The 16,968-nt window shown below is 67.8% G+C and carries 22 protein-coding genes; 4 read left to right on the top strand and 18 right to left on the bottom strand.

Annotation, left to right across the window (positions count from 1 at the left end; translation table 11 throughout):
* The 15 genes from HLH48_RS03575 to HLH48_RS03505 all read right to left on the bottom strand — a co-directional run bounded on the left by HLH48_RS03575 (position 1) and on the right by HLH48_RS03505 (position 11,351).
* On the bottom strand, positions 1–1,881 hold the full coding sequence (locus tag HLH48_RS03575; protein WP_182996136.1) for a phage adaptor protein: 1,881 nt from the start codon (positions 1,879–1,881) through the stop codon (positions 1–3).
* Positions 1,878–2,351 carry a hypothetical protein gene (locus HLH48_RS03570; RefSeq protein WP_182996135.1) on the bottom strand — a complete coding sequence of 158 codons (474 nt, stop codon included), beginning with the start codon at positions 2,349–2,351 and terminating at the stop codon, positions 1,878–1,880. Before HLH48_RS03570 ends, HLH48_RS03575 begins: the two co-directional genes overlap by 4 nt.
* Before the next feature lie 13 nt (positions 2,352–2,364).
* Positions 2,365–2,772, bottom strand: a complete 408-nt coding sequence (locus HLH48_RS03565; protein WP_182996134.1) for a hypothetical protein — start codon at positions 2,770–2,772, stop codon at positions 2,365–2,367.
* Between the two features lie 24 nt (positions 2,773–2,796).
* On the bottom strand, positions 2,797–2,943 hold the full coding sequence (locus HLH48_RS03560) for a hypothetical protein (RefSeq protein WP_182996133.1): 147 nt from the start codon (positions 2,941–2,943) through the stop codon (positions 2,797–2,799).
* A gap of 149 nt (positions 2,944–3,092) precedes the next feature.
* The gene (locus HLH48_RS03555; protein ID WP_182996132.1) at positions 3,093–4,001 is read right to left on the bottom strand and encodes a phage major capsid protein; all 909 of its coding nucleotides are present in this window, start codon (positions 3,999–4,001) and stop codon (positions 3,093–3,095) included.
* A gap of 12 nt (positions 4,002–4,013) precedes the next feature.
* Positions 4,014–4,607: a hypothetical protein gene (locus HLH48_RS03550; protein WP_182996131.1), complete on the bottom strand. Its 594-nt coding sequence runs from the start codon at positions 4,605–4,607 to the stop codon at positions 4,014–4,016.
* Between the two features lie 176 nt (positions 4,608–4,783).
* On the bottom strand, positions 4,784–5,227 hold the full coding sequence (locus HLH48_RS03545) for a hypothetical protein (protein ID WP_182996130.1): 444 nt from the start codon (positions 5,225–5,227) through the stop codon (positions 4,784–4,786).
* Positions 5,224–6,135 carry a hypothetical protein gene (locus HLH48_RS03540; RefSeq protein ID WP_246386793.1) on the bottom strand — a complete coding sequence of 304 codons (912 nt, stop codon included), beginning with the start codon at positions 6,133–6,135 and terminating at the stop codon, positions 5,224–5,226. Before HLH48_RS03540 ends, HLH48_RS03545 begins: the two co-directional genes overlap by 4 nt.
* A complete protein-coding gene (locus tag HLH48_RS03535; protein ID WP_182996129.1) occupies positions 6,132–6,545 on the bottom strand; it encodes a co-chaperone GroES in 414 nt (137 codons plus the stop codon). The genes HLH48_RS03540 and HLH48_RS03535 overlap by 4 nt, the downstream gene beginning before the upstream one ends.
* Positions 6,538–6,822 carry a hypothetical protein gene (locus HLH48_RS03530; RefSeq protein WP_182996275.1) on the bottom strand — a complete coding sequence of 95 codons (285 nt, stop codon included), beginning with the start codon at positions 6,820–6,822 and terminating at the stop codon, positions 6,538–6,540. Before HLH48_RS03530 ends, HLH48_RS03535 begins: the two co-directional genes overlap by 8 nt.
* 147 nt (positions 6,823–6,969) lie before the next feature.
* Positions 6,970–8,835: a co-chaperone GroES gene (locus HLH48_RS03525; protein WP_182996128.1), complete on the bottom strand. Its 1,866-nt coding sequence runs from the start codon at positions 8,833–8,835 to the stop codon at positions 6,970–6,972.
* Positions 8,832–9,077, bottom strand: a complete 246-nt coding sequence (locus HLH48_RS03520) for a hypothetical protein (protein WP_182996127.1) — start codon at positions 9,075–9,077, stop codon at positions 8,832–8,834. Before HLH48_RS03520 ends, HLH48_RS03525 begins: the two co-directional genes overlap by 4 nt.
* 1 nt (position 9,078) lies before the next feature.
* Complete coding sequence (locus HLH48_RS03515) at positions 9,079–10,503, bottom strand: hypothetical protein (protein WP_182996126.1); 1,425 nt, start codon at positions 10,501–10,503, stop codon at positions 9,079–9,081.
* A 60-nt stretch (positions 10,504–10,563) separates the two neighbouring features.
* Positions 10,564–10,785, bottom strand: coding sequence for a hypothetical protein (locus HLH48_RS03510; protein WP_182996125.1), 222 nt, complete (start codon positions 10,783–10,785; stop codon positions 10,564–10,566).
* Positions 10,786–10,829: 44 nt separating this feature from the next.
* Positions 10,830–11,351 (bottom strand): terminase small subunit, encoded by a 522-nt coding sequence (locus HLH48_RS03505; protein ID WP_182996124.1) that lies wholly within the window; start codon positions 11,349–11,351, stop codon positions 10,830–10,832.
* A gap of 185 nt (positions 11,352–11,536) precedes the next feature.
* Here HLH48_RS03505 and HLH48_RS03500 point away from each other — a divergent pair, with 185 nt between their 5' ends.
* The 3 genes from HLH48_RS03500 to HLH48_RS03490 all read left to right on the top strand — a co-directional run bounded on the left by HLH48_RS03500 (position 11,537) and on the right by HLH48_RS03490 (position 13,874).
* Positions 11,537–12,217 (top strand): DUF2268 domain-containing putative Zn-dependent protease, encoded by a 681-nt coding sequence (locus HLH48_RS03500; RefSeq protein WP_182996123.1) that lies wholly within the window; start codon positions 11,537–11,539, stop codon positions 12,215–12,217.
* A gap of 62 nt (positions 12,218–12,279) precedes the next feature.
* The gene (locus HLH48_RS03495) at positions 12,280–13,299 is read left to right on the top strand and encodes a sensor domain-containing diguanylate cyclase (protein WP_182996122.1); all 1,020 of its coding nucleotides are present in this window, start codon (positions 12,280–12,282) and stop codon (positions 13,297–13,299) included.
* Between the two features lie 368 nt (positions 13,300–13,667).
* Positions 13,668–13,874 carry a cold-shock protein gene (locus tag HLH48_RS03490; RefSeq protein WP_182950141.1) on the top strand — a complete coding sequence of 69 codons (207 nt, stop codon included), beginning with the start codon at positions 13,668–13,670 and terminating at the stop codon, positions 13,872–13,874.
* A gap of 103 nt (positions 13,875–13,977) precedes the next feature.
* Here HLH48_RS03490 and HLH48_RS03485 read toward each other — a convergent pair whose 3' ends face one another.
* Entirely contained in the window at positions 13,978–14,724 is a 747-nt protein-coding gene (locus tag HLH48_RS03485) for an SDR family NAD(P)-dependent oxidoreductase (protein WP_182996121.1), read from the bottom strand.
* A gap of 151 nt (positions 14,725–14,875) precedes the next feature.
* On the opposite strand from HLH48_RS03485, the gene HLH48_RS03480 reads away from it, so the two are divergent.
* On the top strand, positions 14,876–15,544 hold the full coding sequence (locus HLH48_RS03480; protein WP_246386791.1) for a TetR/AcrR family transcriptional regulator: 669 nt from the start codon (positions 14,876–14,878) through the stop codon (positions 15,542–15,544).
* On the opposite strand, the gene HLH48_RS03475 is transcribed toward HLH48_RS03480, so the two are convergent.
* Both HLH48_RS03475 and HLH48_RS03470 read right to left on the bottom strand, forming a co-directional pair.
* The gene (locus HLH48_RS03475; protein ID WP_182996120.1) at positions 15,522–16,226 is read right to left on the bottom strand and encodes a porin family protein; all 705 of its coding nucleotides are present in this window, start codon (positions 16,224–16,226) and stop codon (positions 15,522–15,524) included. The genes HLH48_RS03480 and HLH48_RS03475 overlap by 23 nt on opposite strands.
* Positions 16,227–16,351: 125 nt before the next feature.
* On the bottom strand, positions 16,352–16,900 hold the full coding sequence (locus HLH48_RS03470) for a cupin domain-containing protein (RefSeq protein WP_182996119.1): 549 nt from the start codon (positions 16,898–16,900) through the stop codon (positions 16,352–16,354).
* Between the last annotated feature and the right edge of the window lie 68 nt (positions 16,901–16,968).

Raw genomic sequence — 16,968 nt, 5'->3', positions numbered from 1 at the left:
CTACCCCGCCCGCCCGGCCGGGCCGCACCCGGCGCCGAACAGCACCGATTGCGGCTCGCGGTCCCAGGCCTGCGCCACCATCAGCTTGCCGACGGCCTCCTGCTTCAGCAGCCCGTACTGCGCCGGATTCCCCGACCCGTTATATTCGGGCCACAATTCCACCGCGAGGTTCCAGCGCATCGCCGCCAGCCACTCGTCGGGAAAGTCCGGCACCGCGCCCAGATCGGCAAACGGCACCAGCGGCCGCTGCGCGGTCAGCACCACCGCGCTGCCGCTGTCCACGGGCGCGGGCCACACATGCAGCACCCCCGCCCCCAGTTGCGGATCGTAGAAAAACTGCGTCACCATGCCGGGCACGGTCTTGTTCGGAACATTGGCGTAATCCAGCCGCGACATCGGCACCAGCGGGATCTCGATCGCCTGCCCGCCCGTCCCCGCGAACTGCCGCCGCCGCGCCGCCGGCACCCGCAGCGGCCGCACCATGGCGCCGGGATAGGCCACCACCCGCGCCCCCGCCGACGCGGCGGACGGCAGTGCGGAGGCCAGCGTCAGCCCCGTCCCGGCCACCGCCGCGACGCCGGTCCAGAACACGCCGCCCCCATCCAGCCAGATCCCCACCTGCCACCCGGCGGCGATGCTCCCCACGGCCGCGACGCTCGCCTGCGCCGCCACCCCCGCCGCCGCCAGCACGGTTTCCACGCACTGGCTGCTCACCGCCACCGCATCGGCCGACCCGGCGCCGATCAGGTAGCGCACCTGCCCCGGTTGCAGGAACAGCGTGCAATCCTCCTCGGCCCACACATGAATGCCCGAGGCCTGCCACGCCTGCACCATCGCGTTCAGCGACGCGAAGGCATTCTCCACCAGCCCCAGGCGCGGCACCTCCTGCGGCCCCACCGCCCCGCACAGCCGCAGCGCCCCCGCGATCATCCGATAGACCGGCTGGCCGAACGGGCCGGTCGCCGTCCCCTCCGGTTCCCGATCCCACTGCGCCACCACGGCGAATTTCTCCGCCGCCATCGCCTTCAGCATCTCGAAGCGCGGCGGCGGGCAGTCATATTCCGGCGCCAGTTCCACCGCCAGCGCAAAGCGCAGGGCGGAAATCCATTCCTGCGGCACATCGGCCTGGTCCGCCGCGCCGCCCACATCCTGCAACGGAAGCTGGCAGGTAAAGGCCACCGCCGCCCGCGCATCCAACGGCGCGGGATAGACGCTGAAAATCCCCGATCCCAATTGCGGATCATAGAAATACTGCGTCGGCGCCCCGCCGGGCGACACCTTGCCCGACAGGTTCGCATAATCCAGCCGCGACATCGGGACCAGCGGCGTCTCCACCCCCGTCGCCAGATCGACCGCCCGCGCCCCGACAATCTTCAGCGGCCGCGCGCACGGCGCGCCATACCCGATCACCACCGCCCCCGCCGATGCCGGCCCGGGCAGGCCGGACGCCAGATAAACCGTCCCCCCCGCCACCGACAGCACCGAACTCCAGAACATCCCGCCCGCATCCAGCAGAATGCCGATCCGGCTCCCCACGGCAATGCCGGCCGCCGCCGCCACCGTCACCTGCGCCACCCCCGCCACCGCCAGGGCGGACACGACCGTGGCGGCATAAGCCTGCGCCACCTGGTCCGCGCCGCCGCCGCCGATGCCATAGCGGGCCTGCCCGGGCTGGAGGAACACCGTCCCCTCGCCCAGCGCCCACACATGCACGCCCGACACCTGCCACGCCTTGATCAGCCCGTTCAGCGCCGACAGCGCATCCTGGTATTCGTTGGCCGGCGGCACCTCCCCGCTGGCGATCGCGCCGATCAGCCGCAACGCGCCATTGATGATGTCGGCGGTGCCAGGGTTCCAGACCGCGCTCCCCGCCATCGTCATGCGCCGCTCGCCCGTTTCAGCACCATGTTCTCCATCCCCCCGCCCAGCACCCCGACGGAACCGGGCAGAACCGGCGCGATCGTCAGGTTTCCGCTTCCGACCGCCAGGACCGAGGCCACGACATTCTCGCCCCTGTCCAGCATGATCTGCACCTGGTCGCCCACGGCAAAACCCGCCGTCGACGCCACCGCCACCACGTCGCTCCCGGCGGCGGCCGGCGCCACCACGCAGGTTCCCACCACGGTAAAGCAGGTCTGCTGGCGCGGCCGGGCCAGATCCACGCTCTGGTCGTCCGCCACCCCGCGCACGAAATCCTGCGGCTGCTGCGCCTCCCACCGCCGGGCATCCACCAGGGCCTCCCCGGTCTGCCCGCCGGGGATCACGCGCGCCCGCGACCGCCGGATCTTGAAGCCCGACAGATCGTCCAGCACGTAATGGTCTCCGGGCCGATACCGCCAGGCCTCGCTCACATCGCCGCTCCCGTCACGCCTGCGGCACGCCCTTGGTCATCTCGAGCACGATCGTGGCGGTACTCCCCGCCCCCGCCCCCATCGTCGTCAGCAGGATCGACCCCGTCACCCCCGCCACCCCCGGGGCCGCCAGCCCCTGGAAGCGGCGAAAATCCAGGTGCCCGAAGCCCGAGAGCGTCGCCAGGTCCACCGGCGCGGCCGCCTCCCATTGCAGCCGCGCCACCATCCCATGCACGTCATAGGTGATGCGCCGCACCTTCAGGTTCCCTCCCGGCACCTCCCCGCCGACCGAAAAAGCCCCGGCCCGCGCATCCACGATCTTCATCGCCGCCAGCCCGGTCCCGTCGCTGACATCCGTCACACGCACGACCAGGTTGCGCGGACCGTTCGCGATCACCTGCACACTCGTCACATCGGCCATGACATGCCCCCCCGGCGCGCGCCGTCAGCCCCGGCGCGTCGCCGCCGGCTTGCGGCGCACCGGCACCGTCTTCGCCTCGGCCGGCACCTGCGCGGCGCCATGGTAATGATGATGCACCTCCACCACCTGGGTTCGGCGCGGCGCCGGAGGAGTCGGTTTGCGTTTGGTCATCGGGATCGCTCCATTGTCAGCGTTCTGTTCTTTTTTGAAAAAAAGAGCCAGAAACTTTTATTCGTTAAATAAAAATCCCCTTGCCCGCGCATACCATACAAAACGAGCAAAAGTCTTTTTGCCTCTTTTTCTTCAGAAAAAGAAGATCTTCAAACCCCCGGCGTCCCGTACAGCCCGCGCCAGTCCGCCCAGTAGCCGGAATAGCGCTCGTAACAGGCCGCCTTGGCGTTCCGCGTGTCGAAATCGTTGTCCTGATCGAACGAGATCGCATCCCGCTCGTAATAGGTCAGCGAATTGGGCACATTGGTCCGGATGAACCACGCCGTCTGGCTGGTGAAGTAATGGTTCAGCTTGATCCCTTCGGGGAACGCGTTGGTCGCCCGCAGCACGTTGATGGCATTGTTCGCCGTATCGTTCTGCAAGACCGAGTTGCACACCCGGTTGGCCTCGAACCACAGCGCCGACGGCACGTTGAGCGTGCGCGGCAACGCCGAAATCCGCATCCCCCGATTGTTCTGGCACTGCATGATCTGCACCGTCAGATCCTCGATCGCCGCCTCCGACAGGTCCGCCGCCGTCCCCAGCAGGTTCGACTGGCTGCCCGCCAGCGTCGGATGGGCGGCCGAAATCAGCGGCGCCCCGTCGCCCCCCGGCGCACTGGCCGAGAACGCCATGTTATAGATCCCGGCCAGCACGTTTTCCTTGGTCTGGCGCATCGAAAACGCAAGCTGCGCGGCCCGGCGCTTCGACACCGCCTCGTACAGATTGTCGCGCAGTTCCTCGTAGGTCACGATATAGCCCAGCGCATAGGCCACATGGGTAAAGCGGCTGACCGCCCCCTGCGCTTCCGTGTCGTAATAGATCTGCTGCCCCTGCGGCTTCACCGGCGCCAGGCCGAAGCCGGTGATCTCGACCTCCTCCTCATACGCCTTGTCCGAGGTCTGCCTGTCGAACAGGTCCAGATATTCCACGCGGTGTTCGTCATAGCTGCGCCCCCACCACGCCTTGATGCCGGGCCACAGGGCCTTGGGGTGCGCGCCCGTCGTAATTACGGCCATTGAACAGACTCCTCAGACGCCGAGCGTACTGGTGATGGAATGAAGATTGACGCGGCACAGCCATTTCGCATTGGCGCCGATCGCATTGTCGATCGCCTGGTAGGCCCGCAGGATCCGCATCTGCCCGGTCGCCAGCGTGCCGGCGCTGCTCGACTGGATCTGCCAGCCCGACTGCGCCGACACGGTCGATCCCGCCCCGGCCACCAGGTTGACATTGCCCGACACCGCACCGGCCGCCAGCGCACCCCCTACCGAATCCTCCTGCACCGCAAAGACCAGATTCGGATCGTCGGCCACATACACATACGCCGCCTGCCCCGCCGGCAGATACGGCGCCTGGTTCTGCAACAGCGGCAGCACCAGCTCGCCGGCATTGCTGGCGATCCCCTGCATGGCGCCGGTGATCATGCCGGACGCCCCGGCGGCGGCAATCCCCACCGCCGGCACGCCATTGGCATCGGCCCCCGGCAACACCACCAGCGGATCGCCCAGAAACAGCGGCGTCGGATTGCTCGCCGGCACATAATAAACCTGCACGCCACCGGCATACGGCGCGCCGGAGGCATAGGCCATCGGCCGCAGGCCGAATGGAGCATTGGAATTCATCGGGCAGACCTCTGCACGGTTGAAGAAATGGCGGGAAGATCCCCGCCAGGTCGGTCTTGCCTGGGACGCCTTCTTTTTCCGAGGAAAAGAAGCAAAAAGACTTTTTGGACGTTTCTCGATAGCATCCGGATGGTCGCGCTGTATTCCTGAAAATCAGAAGCGCTTTCCGTTTTTTCCTACCTTCTTTCCTCTCGGATCGAAATCCCGACATCCCGTGGCACATATTGCGCCTGCCGGTCCGCTCCGGTCGGGCCGCCGGGCACCCGCCCTTCCCTGATCTGGTTCATCAGGTCCCGATGTCCCGATTCCTGCGCCGCCATGTCCTGCCGATACCATTCGGCCGGAATCTCCATCAGATACGCCACCTGCGCCCCGCCACCACGCGCGACACCCACCGTCATGCTCACGGGTTTTCCGGAATCGTCCTTCACCTGGGCATAGCCCGCATCCACCGCCCGCGCGATCCGCCCGGGCTCGTCGTTGAACCAGTGGCGGTGATAGCCCTCGCGGTCGGGATAGGCCAGCTTCTGCTCGCGCAACCCGAACGGCCGGCGCGCCGGCGCCCCCCTGCGCCCGCCCGCCTCGTTCAGTGGCGCGCGCTGCCGCGTCTCGTCGCTCATGCCTCGTTCTCCCAGTAATAGCCGGCCCATTCATCCTTCGTCAGCGGCTTGCCCTTGCCCGCCAGCGCTCGGGCATAACGGTCATATTCCCGCCGCGCCTCCGCCGGCAGCGCATCGAACCCGCGCGGATTGCCCCCGCGCGCACCCTCGCCGCGCGACGGGCTCACCGGCGGCGGCGCCTCCCGCCGCCGGTTCTCGAACAATGCCGGATGCAACTGCCGCACCTTGCGCCGCGTGATCTCCAGCCGCTCCGCCAGGCTCAGTTCCGGATGCTGCCGGTCCACCGCCGACTGGATCGCAATCGCATCCTGCCGCGCCTCCGCATGGCTCGAAAACCACGGATTGGCCTGCACGAACGCCATGATCTCGCTCGGCATCGCCTCCACCCGCTCCACCGGCGCGGCCGCCGCCGCGGGCGCGGTCGGCACGGCCGGCGGCGCCGTCTCCCGCAGGTCCTGCAAATCCCGCTCGGCCACCGCGAACGCCGTGGTGTCCCCGCTGGCCACCGCCGCCTGCCGCCGGCTCTCGATATCGCGCACCGCGCGCTGATACGCCCGCTCGTCGGCCCGCCGCGTCCGGTCCGTCAGGTCCGCCAGCGCCTTCTGGCTGTCGCGCAACTGCGCCTGCATGGTGGCATAACGCCCGTCCAGCGCCCGATATTGCTGCTGCAACACCGGCAGAAGAGTCATCCCCCGGTCGAGAAAATCCCGCGCCGGCCGCCATTTTTCCCCGTCGCCGCGAAATTCCTCGCGCGGCACCCACCCCATGCGCCGCGCCTGGTCCTCGACCTCCGCATCCACCGCCACAGGCGCCGCCGCCACCTCCGGCATCTCGGCCCCATGGTCCCGCTCCTCATGGCGCGCACCATCCACCTGCCGCGCCTCGCCCCGCTCCTGCCCGTCCATCATGCCCCCTCTCCCTCATCCGCCATTTCCGCCGCGATCGCCGCGATGCAGCGCTGCGACATCAGCCGGTACAGCCGCCCGTCCTCGCCCCTCAGCAACTGCCCCGCGTACCGCTCGAAATAAACCCGGTCCCCCGCCGCCGGAATCCGCCCCACCCATTGCCGCGTGCCGTCATCGTTCCAGCGAAACGCCGCCGGCCCCACCGCGATCACCGTGCCATGCTCCGCCGCCAGCGTCTGGCGCTCCACATACTCCGCCGGCAACTGCACCGCGCCGCTGGTCGTCTCGGCATGCACATCCGCCAGCACCAGGATCTTGTCGTCCAGCGGCACATACCCCGCCCGGTTCACCCCATCCCAGTCCGAAACCACGAATTCCTGCTGGTCGAATTTCAGAATGCGCCCCTCACGCATCGCGCCCCTCCGTCTCTTCCGTCCCCTCGCCGTAAAACGCCCGCATCGCCGCCCATTGCAGCTCCGCCATCTCCGCCGCCAGCGCCGCCCGCCCCCGCGCCTCATGCTCCTGCGCCAGCGTGATCGTCCCCGCCCGCCACCGGCCCAGCATCCGCTGCTCGATGCTCGCGCCATAATCCGTCAGAAACAGGCGCACCGCCCGCGTCACCGGATGATGCCGCCAGGCCCGGAACGCCTCCTCCGACAGATCCTCCAACATCGCCTGACGCTGCTCCATCGGGGTTCCCTTTTCTGTTTCTCTTCTTTTTCTGAAGAAAAAGAAGCAAAAAGACTCTTTCGACGTCTCTCGATAGCATCCGGATGGTCGCGCGGTATTCCTAAAAATCAATTGTCCTGTATTTTTATCTTCAAAGGAGGAACAGCCTTATTCCCGCTCCGCCTTCCGCGCCTGCGCCATCCGCAGCGCCGCCTCCGCCAGTGTCGAGACCTGTTCCGCCGCCTCCCGCTTCTCCCGCAGTGCCAGCTCCGCCGCCCGCGCCATCGCCGCCGGATCGGAGGCCGGCGCGGGCCGCAGCACCTTGTCCACCAGCCCGATGGCGGCGGCCTCGAACGCCCGGCGGCGGATCTCATGCCCGTCGCACCACGGATCGTCCTTGAAGGCCAGCAGGAAGTTCGCACGGGCAAGCTGCTGCATGTCGGTCACGATCTCGGGGTCCGACACCGGCTCCACGCCCCCGCCCTGCTCGTAATCGGCACGCGTGACGTGAAAGAACGCGCGTCCGTCCCCAAACCCGGCCTCGTCGGGCAGATACAGCCGGTTCAGCCGGTAGAGCTTGCGAAACTCCGCGCCCAGGCTGCGATGGATGCGCTTGAAGATGGCGCTGAACACCTTCAGCCCCTGCTGGATCACCGCCAGCCCCAGCACCCCTGGCACATTCCCCCCCGGCATGGCGCCGGAGAGGATATCCTTGACCGAGGCGATCTCCCGCCCGGCATCGACCAGAAAGCCCAGAAGCTGGAACAGCACCGGATTCGGCCCGGCAAACTGCAACGGCACCAGGTTTTCGCGCAGTGTGGCGCCGGGCGTGTTCACCACCTTGTATTCGCCGACCTGAAAGCGCACGGCCCCGCTGTTCAGCGACATGCCGGAGCCGACGAAGCCACCCCCGGCATTGGCCAGGTGCGCGGCATCGAACATCTGGTTCAGGCTCGTATTCACCGCCGCGTTCAGCGGATGCAGCAGCGTGCCGAACCCGATGTCGTAGATCGCGGAATCCGGCGACGGGATAAAGGAAAATTTCGTATAATACGCAATCGCCTCGATCCGGCGGATCCGATGGTCATGCGCGTCGAACAGCACCCCATCCATGTCGAACCCGGCGGCGATGCGCGCCAGCTTCCCCGAATCGCGGGCGACGGTCACGATATAGGGCTCGGCATAGCCGTCCCCGTCCAGGTCCAGCCGCCGATGCTGCTCCAGAAAGGTCACCGGCGCATCGCCATCCTCCCCGGCCTCGCGATTGGCGCCGTATTCCTGCTCCAGGAACAGCCCGGCCCGGATCCGCTCCTCGATCTCCCAGGGATAGAGGTCGATCTCCTCGGTCACGCGCGGCGCGGTGGCGAAGGATTTGGCATGGTAGTCGATGCACAGCAGCAGCGGGTCGACCGTCTCGCTGACATTGCGCTGCAAGGCCGGGTCGAAATAGGTCTTGCGGAACATGGTGCCGACAATGGCCAGTTTCAGCAGCAGCTTGTCGGTCTGCTCCTCCCACTCGGCCATCTCGTCCAGCAACTGCCAGCTCATATGCCGCCCGATCGCCGTCGCCCGCGCCCGCTTCGCCCCCGGCGGCACCAGCCACAGCGGCCCGCCGTCCGGCCCGGTCAGAACCTGCCCCGGCCGCAGCGGGTCGGGCATCGGCACGCCGGAATCGTCGCCCAGCACGGTACCGCGCACCACGTCGCGATCGCGCACGATGCCCGGATAGGCTCTTGCCGCGAACTGCACCGCCGCCACCGTCAGCAGCGGATAGATCACGTTCGACGCCCCCGGCCACGGATAGGTCTTGGGCTCGGCCACCTGCTGCGCCAGGTCCAGCCAGCGGCGGCAATTCTCCTTCCACTCGGCGCGCGTGGCATCGTCGGCGCGCCAGTCGCGCGCCACCCGGTCGGCCACCTGCCCGCGCGTCGCTTCGTCCAGCTCCTCCGCGATGTTCGGCATCTCGATCCAGCGCCGCAGCCGCTCCGCCAGATCCATGTCGGGGCCATCCATGTCGTGTCCCTCCATGCTCATCCCCCCTCCCCGCCGGGCGCGAACTCGCCGCACACATGCTCGGGCACCACCGGCGGAAAGGTGGCGAAGGGCTGGGGCGCCAGTTGCCCCACGCGCGGCGCCCCCTGCGGCACCAGCACCACCGTCACCTGCGGCGGATAGCGCCGGCAGACCACGTCGCCGCCCTCCACCCCATGATGGCGGCACTGGCGGCAGCTCCGCCGCCCCACTCCCGGATATGCCGGTATCAGCAGTCCAGCCATGTCAGTACCCCGTAATGCTCGATCGCGTCCGCCCCTCATCGGGCAGGTCCCGCCACGCCTCGTCCGTCTCCGCCCCGCCGGCACCGCGCAGTTCGGCGCCGAACAGCCGCGTCGCCACGTATTGCAGCGCATCCATCACATGCGACCACCTGTTCTTCTCCGGCCGGTCGGCATAGCGTTCGCCGCTCACCTGCATCCGCCGATAGCGGTATCCGCCCATCAGCGCCCGGCGCAGGGTGGTGCAGCGCGGATGCAGCACGAAGCCCGGCGCCGCCCCGTCCAGCAGCGTGCGCAACGGCCGGCGCACGCTCTCCAGCCGGATCGCCGGCGTCTGCATCCCGGGCTCGATCGCGATCCCCCGCGCATGCAGGATCTCGAAACAGGTCCGCTCGTCGGTCTGCGCCTTCTGCATCCCCGCCGGGTCGCCGATATCGACAAAGCGCGTGCCGGGGAAATGCCGCGCCGCATGGCACGCCACGATCTCGGCGAACCGCTCGATCCCCATGGCGTCCGATACCAGCTCGTCCACCACGATCCACTGCCCCGAGGGCAGCATCTGGGTAAACACGCAGGCCGGCGTCAGCCCGAAATCCCACCCCCGATACACCGGCAGCGCCGGCACCGTCCGGCACGCCCGGCAATGGAACCCGTCATTATACTCGCCGAAGACCGGCCGCCCTTCCATGACGAAGCCATAGTCCCCGTCGATATAAACCTTGTTCCACTCGTCGCTTTTCCCGACCGCCAGCCGCTGGTAATAGCCGGGCGGCAGATTGTCCAGGTTCTCCGCCTCCGCCGCCCGCCCGCCGGGCTGGCGAAAGATCCGCGCGAAGCGCTCCACGCTCATGCCCGGGATCACCCGCGCCAGCGCCGCCACCGCCTCCCCGTGGTCCTTTTCCTCGAAGAACCTGTACCAGTCCGATTCCGCGTCCGGCGGGTTGGTATCCATGATCACGCCGGCCCAGGTCGCCCCGCCATCGCGCCGCGCCGGATAGCGCCCCACGCGCCCCTGCACCGCCTCGACGATCGCCCACGGCACCTCCCGCGCCTCGTTCACCCACGCCCCGGTCAGTTCCAGCGACAGCAGGTTCCCCACCTGGTCCGGCCGGTCCAGCGCGCGAAACAGCAGTTCGATCTCGGCCGGCTTCTCGTCCCCCTCCGCCACCATGCGGTTGATGACATAGGCATGCTCGGTCGGCTTCCACCGCCCGAACGTCATCGGCGGAAACCACTGATGCACGGTACGGATCGTGGTATCCTCAAGCTGGCGATAGGAATTGCGGATCACCGCCCAGCGCGAGCGCCGCACCCCATCCCGCCCCGGCGCCTGCCGCAACCCGCGCAGCACGATCTCCCACACGCAGCCCGAGCTTTTTCCCGAACCGAACGGCCCCATCAATCCCCTGATGAAGGCGTCCGATTCCATGAAGCGCCGGATCGTCGGCACCGAGTCCCGGTTATACCCCAGCACGGGTCCCCGGCGCCCTCAGCGCCCCGTGCGTGCGCGATGCGGGCCATGGTCGGGCGGCGGCGGCGGCGCCATCCGCCCCCCGCGCGGCCGCGGCGCCGGCGCGGCCGCGCGCTCATGGTCCTTCAGCATCCCGCCATCCGCCGTCCGGTTCTGGACACGGGCCAGTGTCTCCACGCCGAAATCCCGGGCCTCGCCCGGAATCATCTCACCCTCGGCCAGTTCCTTGTGCTGTCGCATCTCAAGCTCCCGATCTTTTCGCAAGGCCACGCCCCACCCCCATGTCAGCGAACGACGACGGTGTACAGCGCCGGCGGATCGGCCGGCCTGCCGTCCCTGTCCAGATGCTGCCTCACATCCTTCAGCAGGCCGAAATGCCGTGCCAGCAGGTCCAGGCTGGGCGTGCGCGGCGCCAGCCGCACCGTGAAATTCCCCGCCTTGTCCCACGACCAGCCCGTCACCGCGGCGCGCACCTCCACCGGCAGCGTCGCGATATCCTCCGGTCCGTTCAGCCTGTGCGCGGCAATCAGGCCGACATCGTAGAATGCCAGCCGCGTCAGTTCGGCAATCACCCGGTCCTGGCTGAACTTCGTCCGTTCCTCCAGCGCCGCCTCCGCCTGCCCGATCGCCGCGCGCACCCGCGCCGAGCGCAGCAGCTTCCACGCATGCCGCCGCGCATAGCCCGCGCCATAGCCGGCCCGCATCGCCGCCCGCGTCGCGTTCAGGTCAACCAGATATTCCGCGACAAACCGCCCCTGCCGCTCGGTCAACCTCCGCCCGTCTCTCCCGCCCGCGTCCGCCGCCATCGCCTCCCCCCCGTCTCGCAGCGCCGACCATATCGCCCGATCCGGGGTGCCGGATATCCTTATTCCACCCCGCCCCGTCGACGGATGGTTTGGTTTGTTTTTTATCTGGACAGGAAAAATACAGACCGATTGACGCCACCCCGCCCACTCCGCCATCCTCCCTCACGGGCGGACAGGGGCGCATCATGGACGACTGGCATCTTCACTGGCTGCACGCGACCGGCGGCCTGGCGGCGCAACAGGCCGCCATCCGGCAGGCCGTCGCGCGGGCCCACGCCCTGCTCGCGACGCTGCGCCCGCCGCCGCCGCTCGATATCCTCGTCCAGCGCGGCCGCGCCGGCACGATCCCCGAAATCGGCATCGGCGGCCGCGCCTGGCACGCCAGGCTGGTATCGCTCACGATCGACCCCGCCAACCCCAACACGGCGGCCACCATCGCCGACGGCATCCTGACGCGCGAAATGCTGCACGAGGCCCATCACACCCTGCGCATGGCCGGCCCCGGCTACGGCCGCACGTTCGGCGAGGCCCTGGTCAGCGAGGGCCTCGCCTGCCATTTCGCCCGCACGCTCGGCCAGACACCGCCCGCCCCGTGGGAGAGCGCGGTCGACCGCGCCACCCTCCTGCGACACCAGGACCGCCTGCCGCCCATGGCCGCCACCGGCTACGACCACGCCCTCTGGTTCTTCGGCCGCGCCGACATCCCCCGCTGGTTCGGCTACACGCTGGGCAGCCGGATGGTGCAGGCCTGGCGCGACGCCGCCCCCCCGACCGCCGCCCTGTCTCCCGAACACTGGATCGATGTCCCCGGCGACGACATCATCGCCGCCGCCCGCGCCGCCGGCCTGCTCCCCGCCGGCGGATAACGAGTTCTTCATTTCGCGTTGCTATTCGGTCGGGCAGGCCCAACCAGGACTGTCCCGCACCGATGCCCGCCCCATCCGACTTCCCCCATGACGGTCCCCGTCTCGCCGCCGTCCACAAGGTCCGCCTGATGGGCACTCCCGCCGAGGAACGTTTCGACCGCGTCACCCGCCTGGCCCGGCGGATGTTCGGCCTGCCGACGGCCTGCATCGACATCGTCGGGGAAAAGCTGGTCTGGCTCAAAAGCGTCCAGGGCTTCGACGGCCTCGAAAGGATGCGCAAGGACACGTATTGCCATTACACGATCCAGGATGACGGCGTGTGCCTGATCCGCGATACCCGCCTGGACCCGCGCGTCCATACCGGCGACCCGTATTGGGACTGGATCTTCTATGCCGGCGCGCCCCTGCATTTCGAGGGCGAGCGCGTCGGCGTCCTCTGCGTGGGCGACGACAAGCCGCGCGACTTCACCCCGGAACAGGTCGAATCCCTGATCGACCTGGCGGCCCTGGCCGGCCAGGAATTGCAGGTCGCCGCCCTGTCCGAGGCCCAGCTCGCCCTCGCCCGCGCGAACGAGGAGCTGGAGATGAAGACGCGGATCGACGTGCTGACCCATCTATGGAACCGCCGGGCGATCCTCGAACTGGCGACGATCGAGATGACGCGGGCCGACCACGCCCCGGTCGCGATCCTGATGATCGATATCGATCACTTCAAATCCATCAACGACAGGCTCGGCCATCCGGCGGGCGACCGGGTCCTGCGCGTGGTGGCCGAGCGGCTGCGCGCCGGCATCCGCCCCATGGACGCGGTCGGCCGCTTCGGCGGCGAGGAATTTCTTGCGATCCTGTCGGGCATCGACGGGGTGGAGGCCCTGAACGTGGCCGAGCGCGTGCGCCGGCAGGTGGCCCGCTCGACCATCGCCTTCGACGGGCACCGGATCCCGGTCACCTGTAGCATCGGCCTCGCGCTGTCGGCCCGGCCCGACGACGCGGAAAGCCTGATCCGCCGCGCCGACCAGGCGCTGTACCGGGCCAAGCGGGCGGGTCGCAACCGGGTCGCGATCGCCCCTCGCGCGCGATAGGGGCGCAAGATTGTCGGGACGCGAGGTGGTTGGGGTGGGGCCGTCGGGTCCTTTCCGGCCGGCGGCCTGCGTCTGGCACCGCCATTTCCTTCCCCCTGACGACCGAAACCTCACCGATCCCACCGGCCCCACCATCGAAAGTCGAAATAACAGTTTTTATAATCAAAGGGGTAAGAAATATTCCCGTGTTATAATGACAATCGGAGGATTTTTTGATTTGCGTCGATTTTTTATTCATATATAGAGAGCGACGGTGGATGCTTTTATGAGGACCTCCGTCGCGCGTTGCGTCAGTGCCGTCCCGTGATAAGTTACGATTGCGTACACGTTTTGTATGTACCACCGCACTACAGTAAAGGAGCCTCGTTATGACAACAGGCACCGTAAAATGGTTCAACTCCACCAAAGGCTTTGGTTTCATCCAGCCGGAGGATGGCACTGCCGACGTATTCGTCCACATCACCGCCCTCGAGCGCGCTGGTATGGCCACCCTCAACGAGGGCCAGAAGATTTCGTATGAAATCGAGGCTGGCCGCAATGGCAAGAAGTCCGCGGTCAATCTCAAGGCTGCGTGAAGGTTCCGCCAGCGGCACCCTCGGAAAACCGCCCTTCGGGGCGGTTTTTTTATGCCGCGACCGCCCGGCCCGGCGCCGTCGCGCCGGGCCGGGCGGCCTCGTGTCAGCGCAGCCCGCCGGAGGCGATCACCGTCTCCCCGGTCAGCCACCCCGCATCGTCCGACGCCAGGAAGACCGCCAGCGGCGCGATATCGCCCACCTGCCCCACGCGGCCCAGGGGCGTCTGCGCGATGATGGCGTCCTCCATCTCGGAGCCGGCGACGCTCGCGGCCCGTGTCCCCTCGGTTTCCACCAGCCCGGGATTGATCGCATTCACCCGGATCCCCCGCGGCCCGAGTTCGCGCGCCAGCGACCCGGTCAGCGCATCGACCGCGCCCTTCGTCGCCGTATAGACCGCCGAATTGGGCGGCGTGATACGCGAGACGACGGAACTGATATTGATGATGCTCCCGCCCGCGCCCAGATGCGCGACCGCCGCCTGGGTCGTCAGCAGCATCCCCAGCACGTTGACGTTGAACTGCCGATGGAAATGCTCCTCGGTAATCTCCTCGATGGTGCCGAACGCATAGACGCCCGAATTATTGACCAGGATATCCAGCCGGCCGAACGCGCGCACGGCGGCCTCCACCAGCCCCTGCGCGTCCTCCCGGCGCGAGACGTCGCCCTTCACGGCCACCGCCCTGCCGCCGGCCTGCGCAATCGTCGCGACCACCGCATCGGCCCCCTCCTGGCTGGAGGCATAATTGACGACGACCGCGGCCCCTTCCGCCGCCAGCGCCCGCGCGATCCCCGCGCCGATCCCCTTGGAGGCGCCGGTCACGATCGCGACTTTTCCCGAAAGCTTGCTCACTGGTGCTGTTCCTGTCTGCTCGGGCAGGCCGCGACGCATGGTCGGCATGGCATGCCCGGATTGCGAAAACCGACGACTTAAAATTTGGAGCGCCCGCTCCAACATGGTACATATGAGACGCGCCTTCCCGCGTTCAAGGATTTATGGAGCGATGGCACCAAAAAAAATCGACGCGACGCCCGGCGAAAGCGCGCGCCGCGGCCGTGGCCGGCCGCCGGCGTTCGACCGGCAACAGGCGCTGTGCGCCGCCATGCGCCTGTTCTGGGATCGCGGCTATGACGGCACCAGCTTCGACGACCTGATTTCCACCATGGGGATCAGCGCCTCGAGCTTCTACAATGCGTTCGGCAGCAAGGAAGCCCTGTATCACGAGGCGATCGAGGCCTATATCACGGTCGCCGGCGTCTGGTATTTCACCATTCTCGACGCGGACACGGATGCCGACACCCGCGCCACCGTCGCGCACCTGCTCACGACGGCCGCCACGGAATTCACGCGCGACGACCTGCCGGCCGGCTGCATGATCGCGTCGGCCGCCACCCAGTGCCCGCCCGCGCAGGCGCGCCTGCGCGACCTCCTCGCCACGCAGCGCACCCGCTCCGAGGCCGCCCTGGCCGCCCGCCTGCGCCGGGGCCGCGAGGCCGGCGACCTGCCCGCCGGCACCGATATCGACGCCCTGGCCGCCTTCTACAGTTCCGTCCTGGGCGGCATGGCCGTCCACGCGCGCGACGGCGCCTCCCGCGAACGGCTGCGCGAAATCGCGCGGATCGCGATGCACGCCTGGCCGGCCCCCGGGGTCAGAACCGGCCGGTCAGCGTAACGAAGAACTGCCGGGGCGCCAGCGGATAGGCGGTGAACTGCTTCGCGGCATTGGTCGCCAGGATCGTATCCCACGCGCGCGTGCCGGTCAGGTTGGTGATGTTGAACTGGATGCTGCCTTCCTTGAGCACGGGCAGCGCGCGGGAGGTATAGCCGCTGCTGAAGCTGAACAGCGCCATCGGCGCGACCGACAGGTCGTTCAGGTAGGTGGCATAGCGCCGGCCGATATAATCCCCGGTCAATTGCGCGAAGAAGCCGTCATTGCTGTAGGCGAAGATGAATTTGTTCATCCAGTCCGGCACCGCCACGACATTCTTGCCGGCGGTCGCCACGGTCGCGGTGCCGGAGCGATAGTCGTTGTCATAGACCGAATGATTGTACGACACCGCATCATACAGCGAGAAATGATGCGCGAAATGCAGGGTGAATTCCAGGTCCGCGCCGTTCGTCGTCACCCCGCCGACATTTTCCAGCAGCGAGGCCGCGCCGGTCAGGCTGGTGATCTGCGGCGACGAACTCACGGTCAGCAGCCGATTCGAGAAATCGACGTGATAATACGAGACCTGTCCGTCGATCGGCCCGATCGGCCCGACATCCAGCGGATGGCTGAACCGCCAGCCGGTGGAGACAGCCGAACCCGGCTGAAAAACACTGACATCATATCCGTTCCGCCTGAAAATCACACCAGACGAAGCGTTGTGCTATAAAATTTACGTCATCTTCATTTAATATTTTGGAACATATATTAATGATTTTTGAAATTTTCAGTCCCTGACAGGACTTCCCGCGCACGATTCGGTCCCGCCCCTTACCGAAACCGGCAGGGCCGGTCCACCGTCGGCGCCTCGTCGGTCTGGATCACCATCAGTTCCACCGGCCCGTCCCCCACATTCCCGGCATCGTGCCCCACGCGCCCCCGCGCATCCTTCCGGCTCAACTGGTCTTCCCCCAGCGAAACCTCGCCCGGCCCCATCGCCACCCGGTGCCCGTCCATGGCGGTCACGTACCATGTGCCCCGCAACGGAATGATCCACTGCACCTTGGGGTCCGGGTGCCAGGTGCCGTTCCAATGCGCCGGCTGCACGGTAAAGATCACCTGCGCCCGCCCGGCCGCCAGCCGGTCCTGCCATTGCGGCCCGGCGGGCGCCGACATGCTCTTCAGGTCGAAATCCCGCACCGGGCATTTCGTCATATGGCTAACGCCGTCATGATCGGCCCAGTTATGCCAGTACCACATCGTCGGCCGGGGCGGCTCGGACGCGGCGCAGGCCGACCCGATCGCCAGAATGGCCGCCGCCACCCCGGGTCCGACACCCCACGGCCACGATCGGCCGCGTCCCACATGATCGTTCCCCATGGCATCCGTCCCCGGCGGCAAAAGGTCCATCGGCAACGGAAGGCCACTTCCCGCGCCAGGTCAACGAC

The organism is Gluconacetobacter sacchari (assembly GCF_014174255.1).
Taxonomy (GTDB): Bacteria; Pseudomonadota; Alphaproteobacteria; order Acetobacterales; family Acetobacteraceae; genus Gluconacetobacter; species Gluconacetobacter sacchari.
Note: the sequence above shows the minus strand (reverse complement) of the source record. Positions and strands in the feature narration are given on the sequence as shown.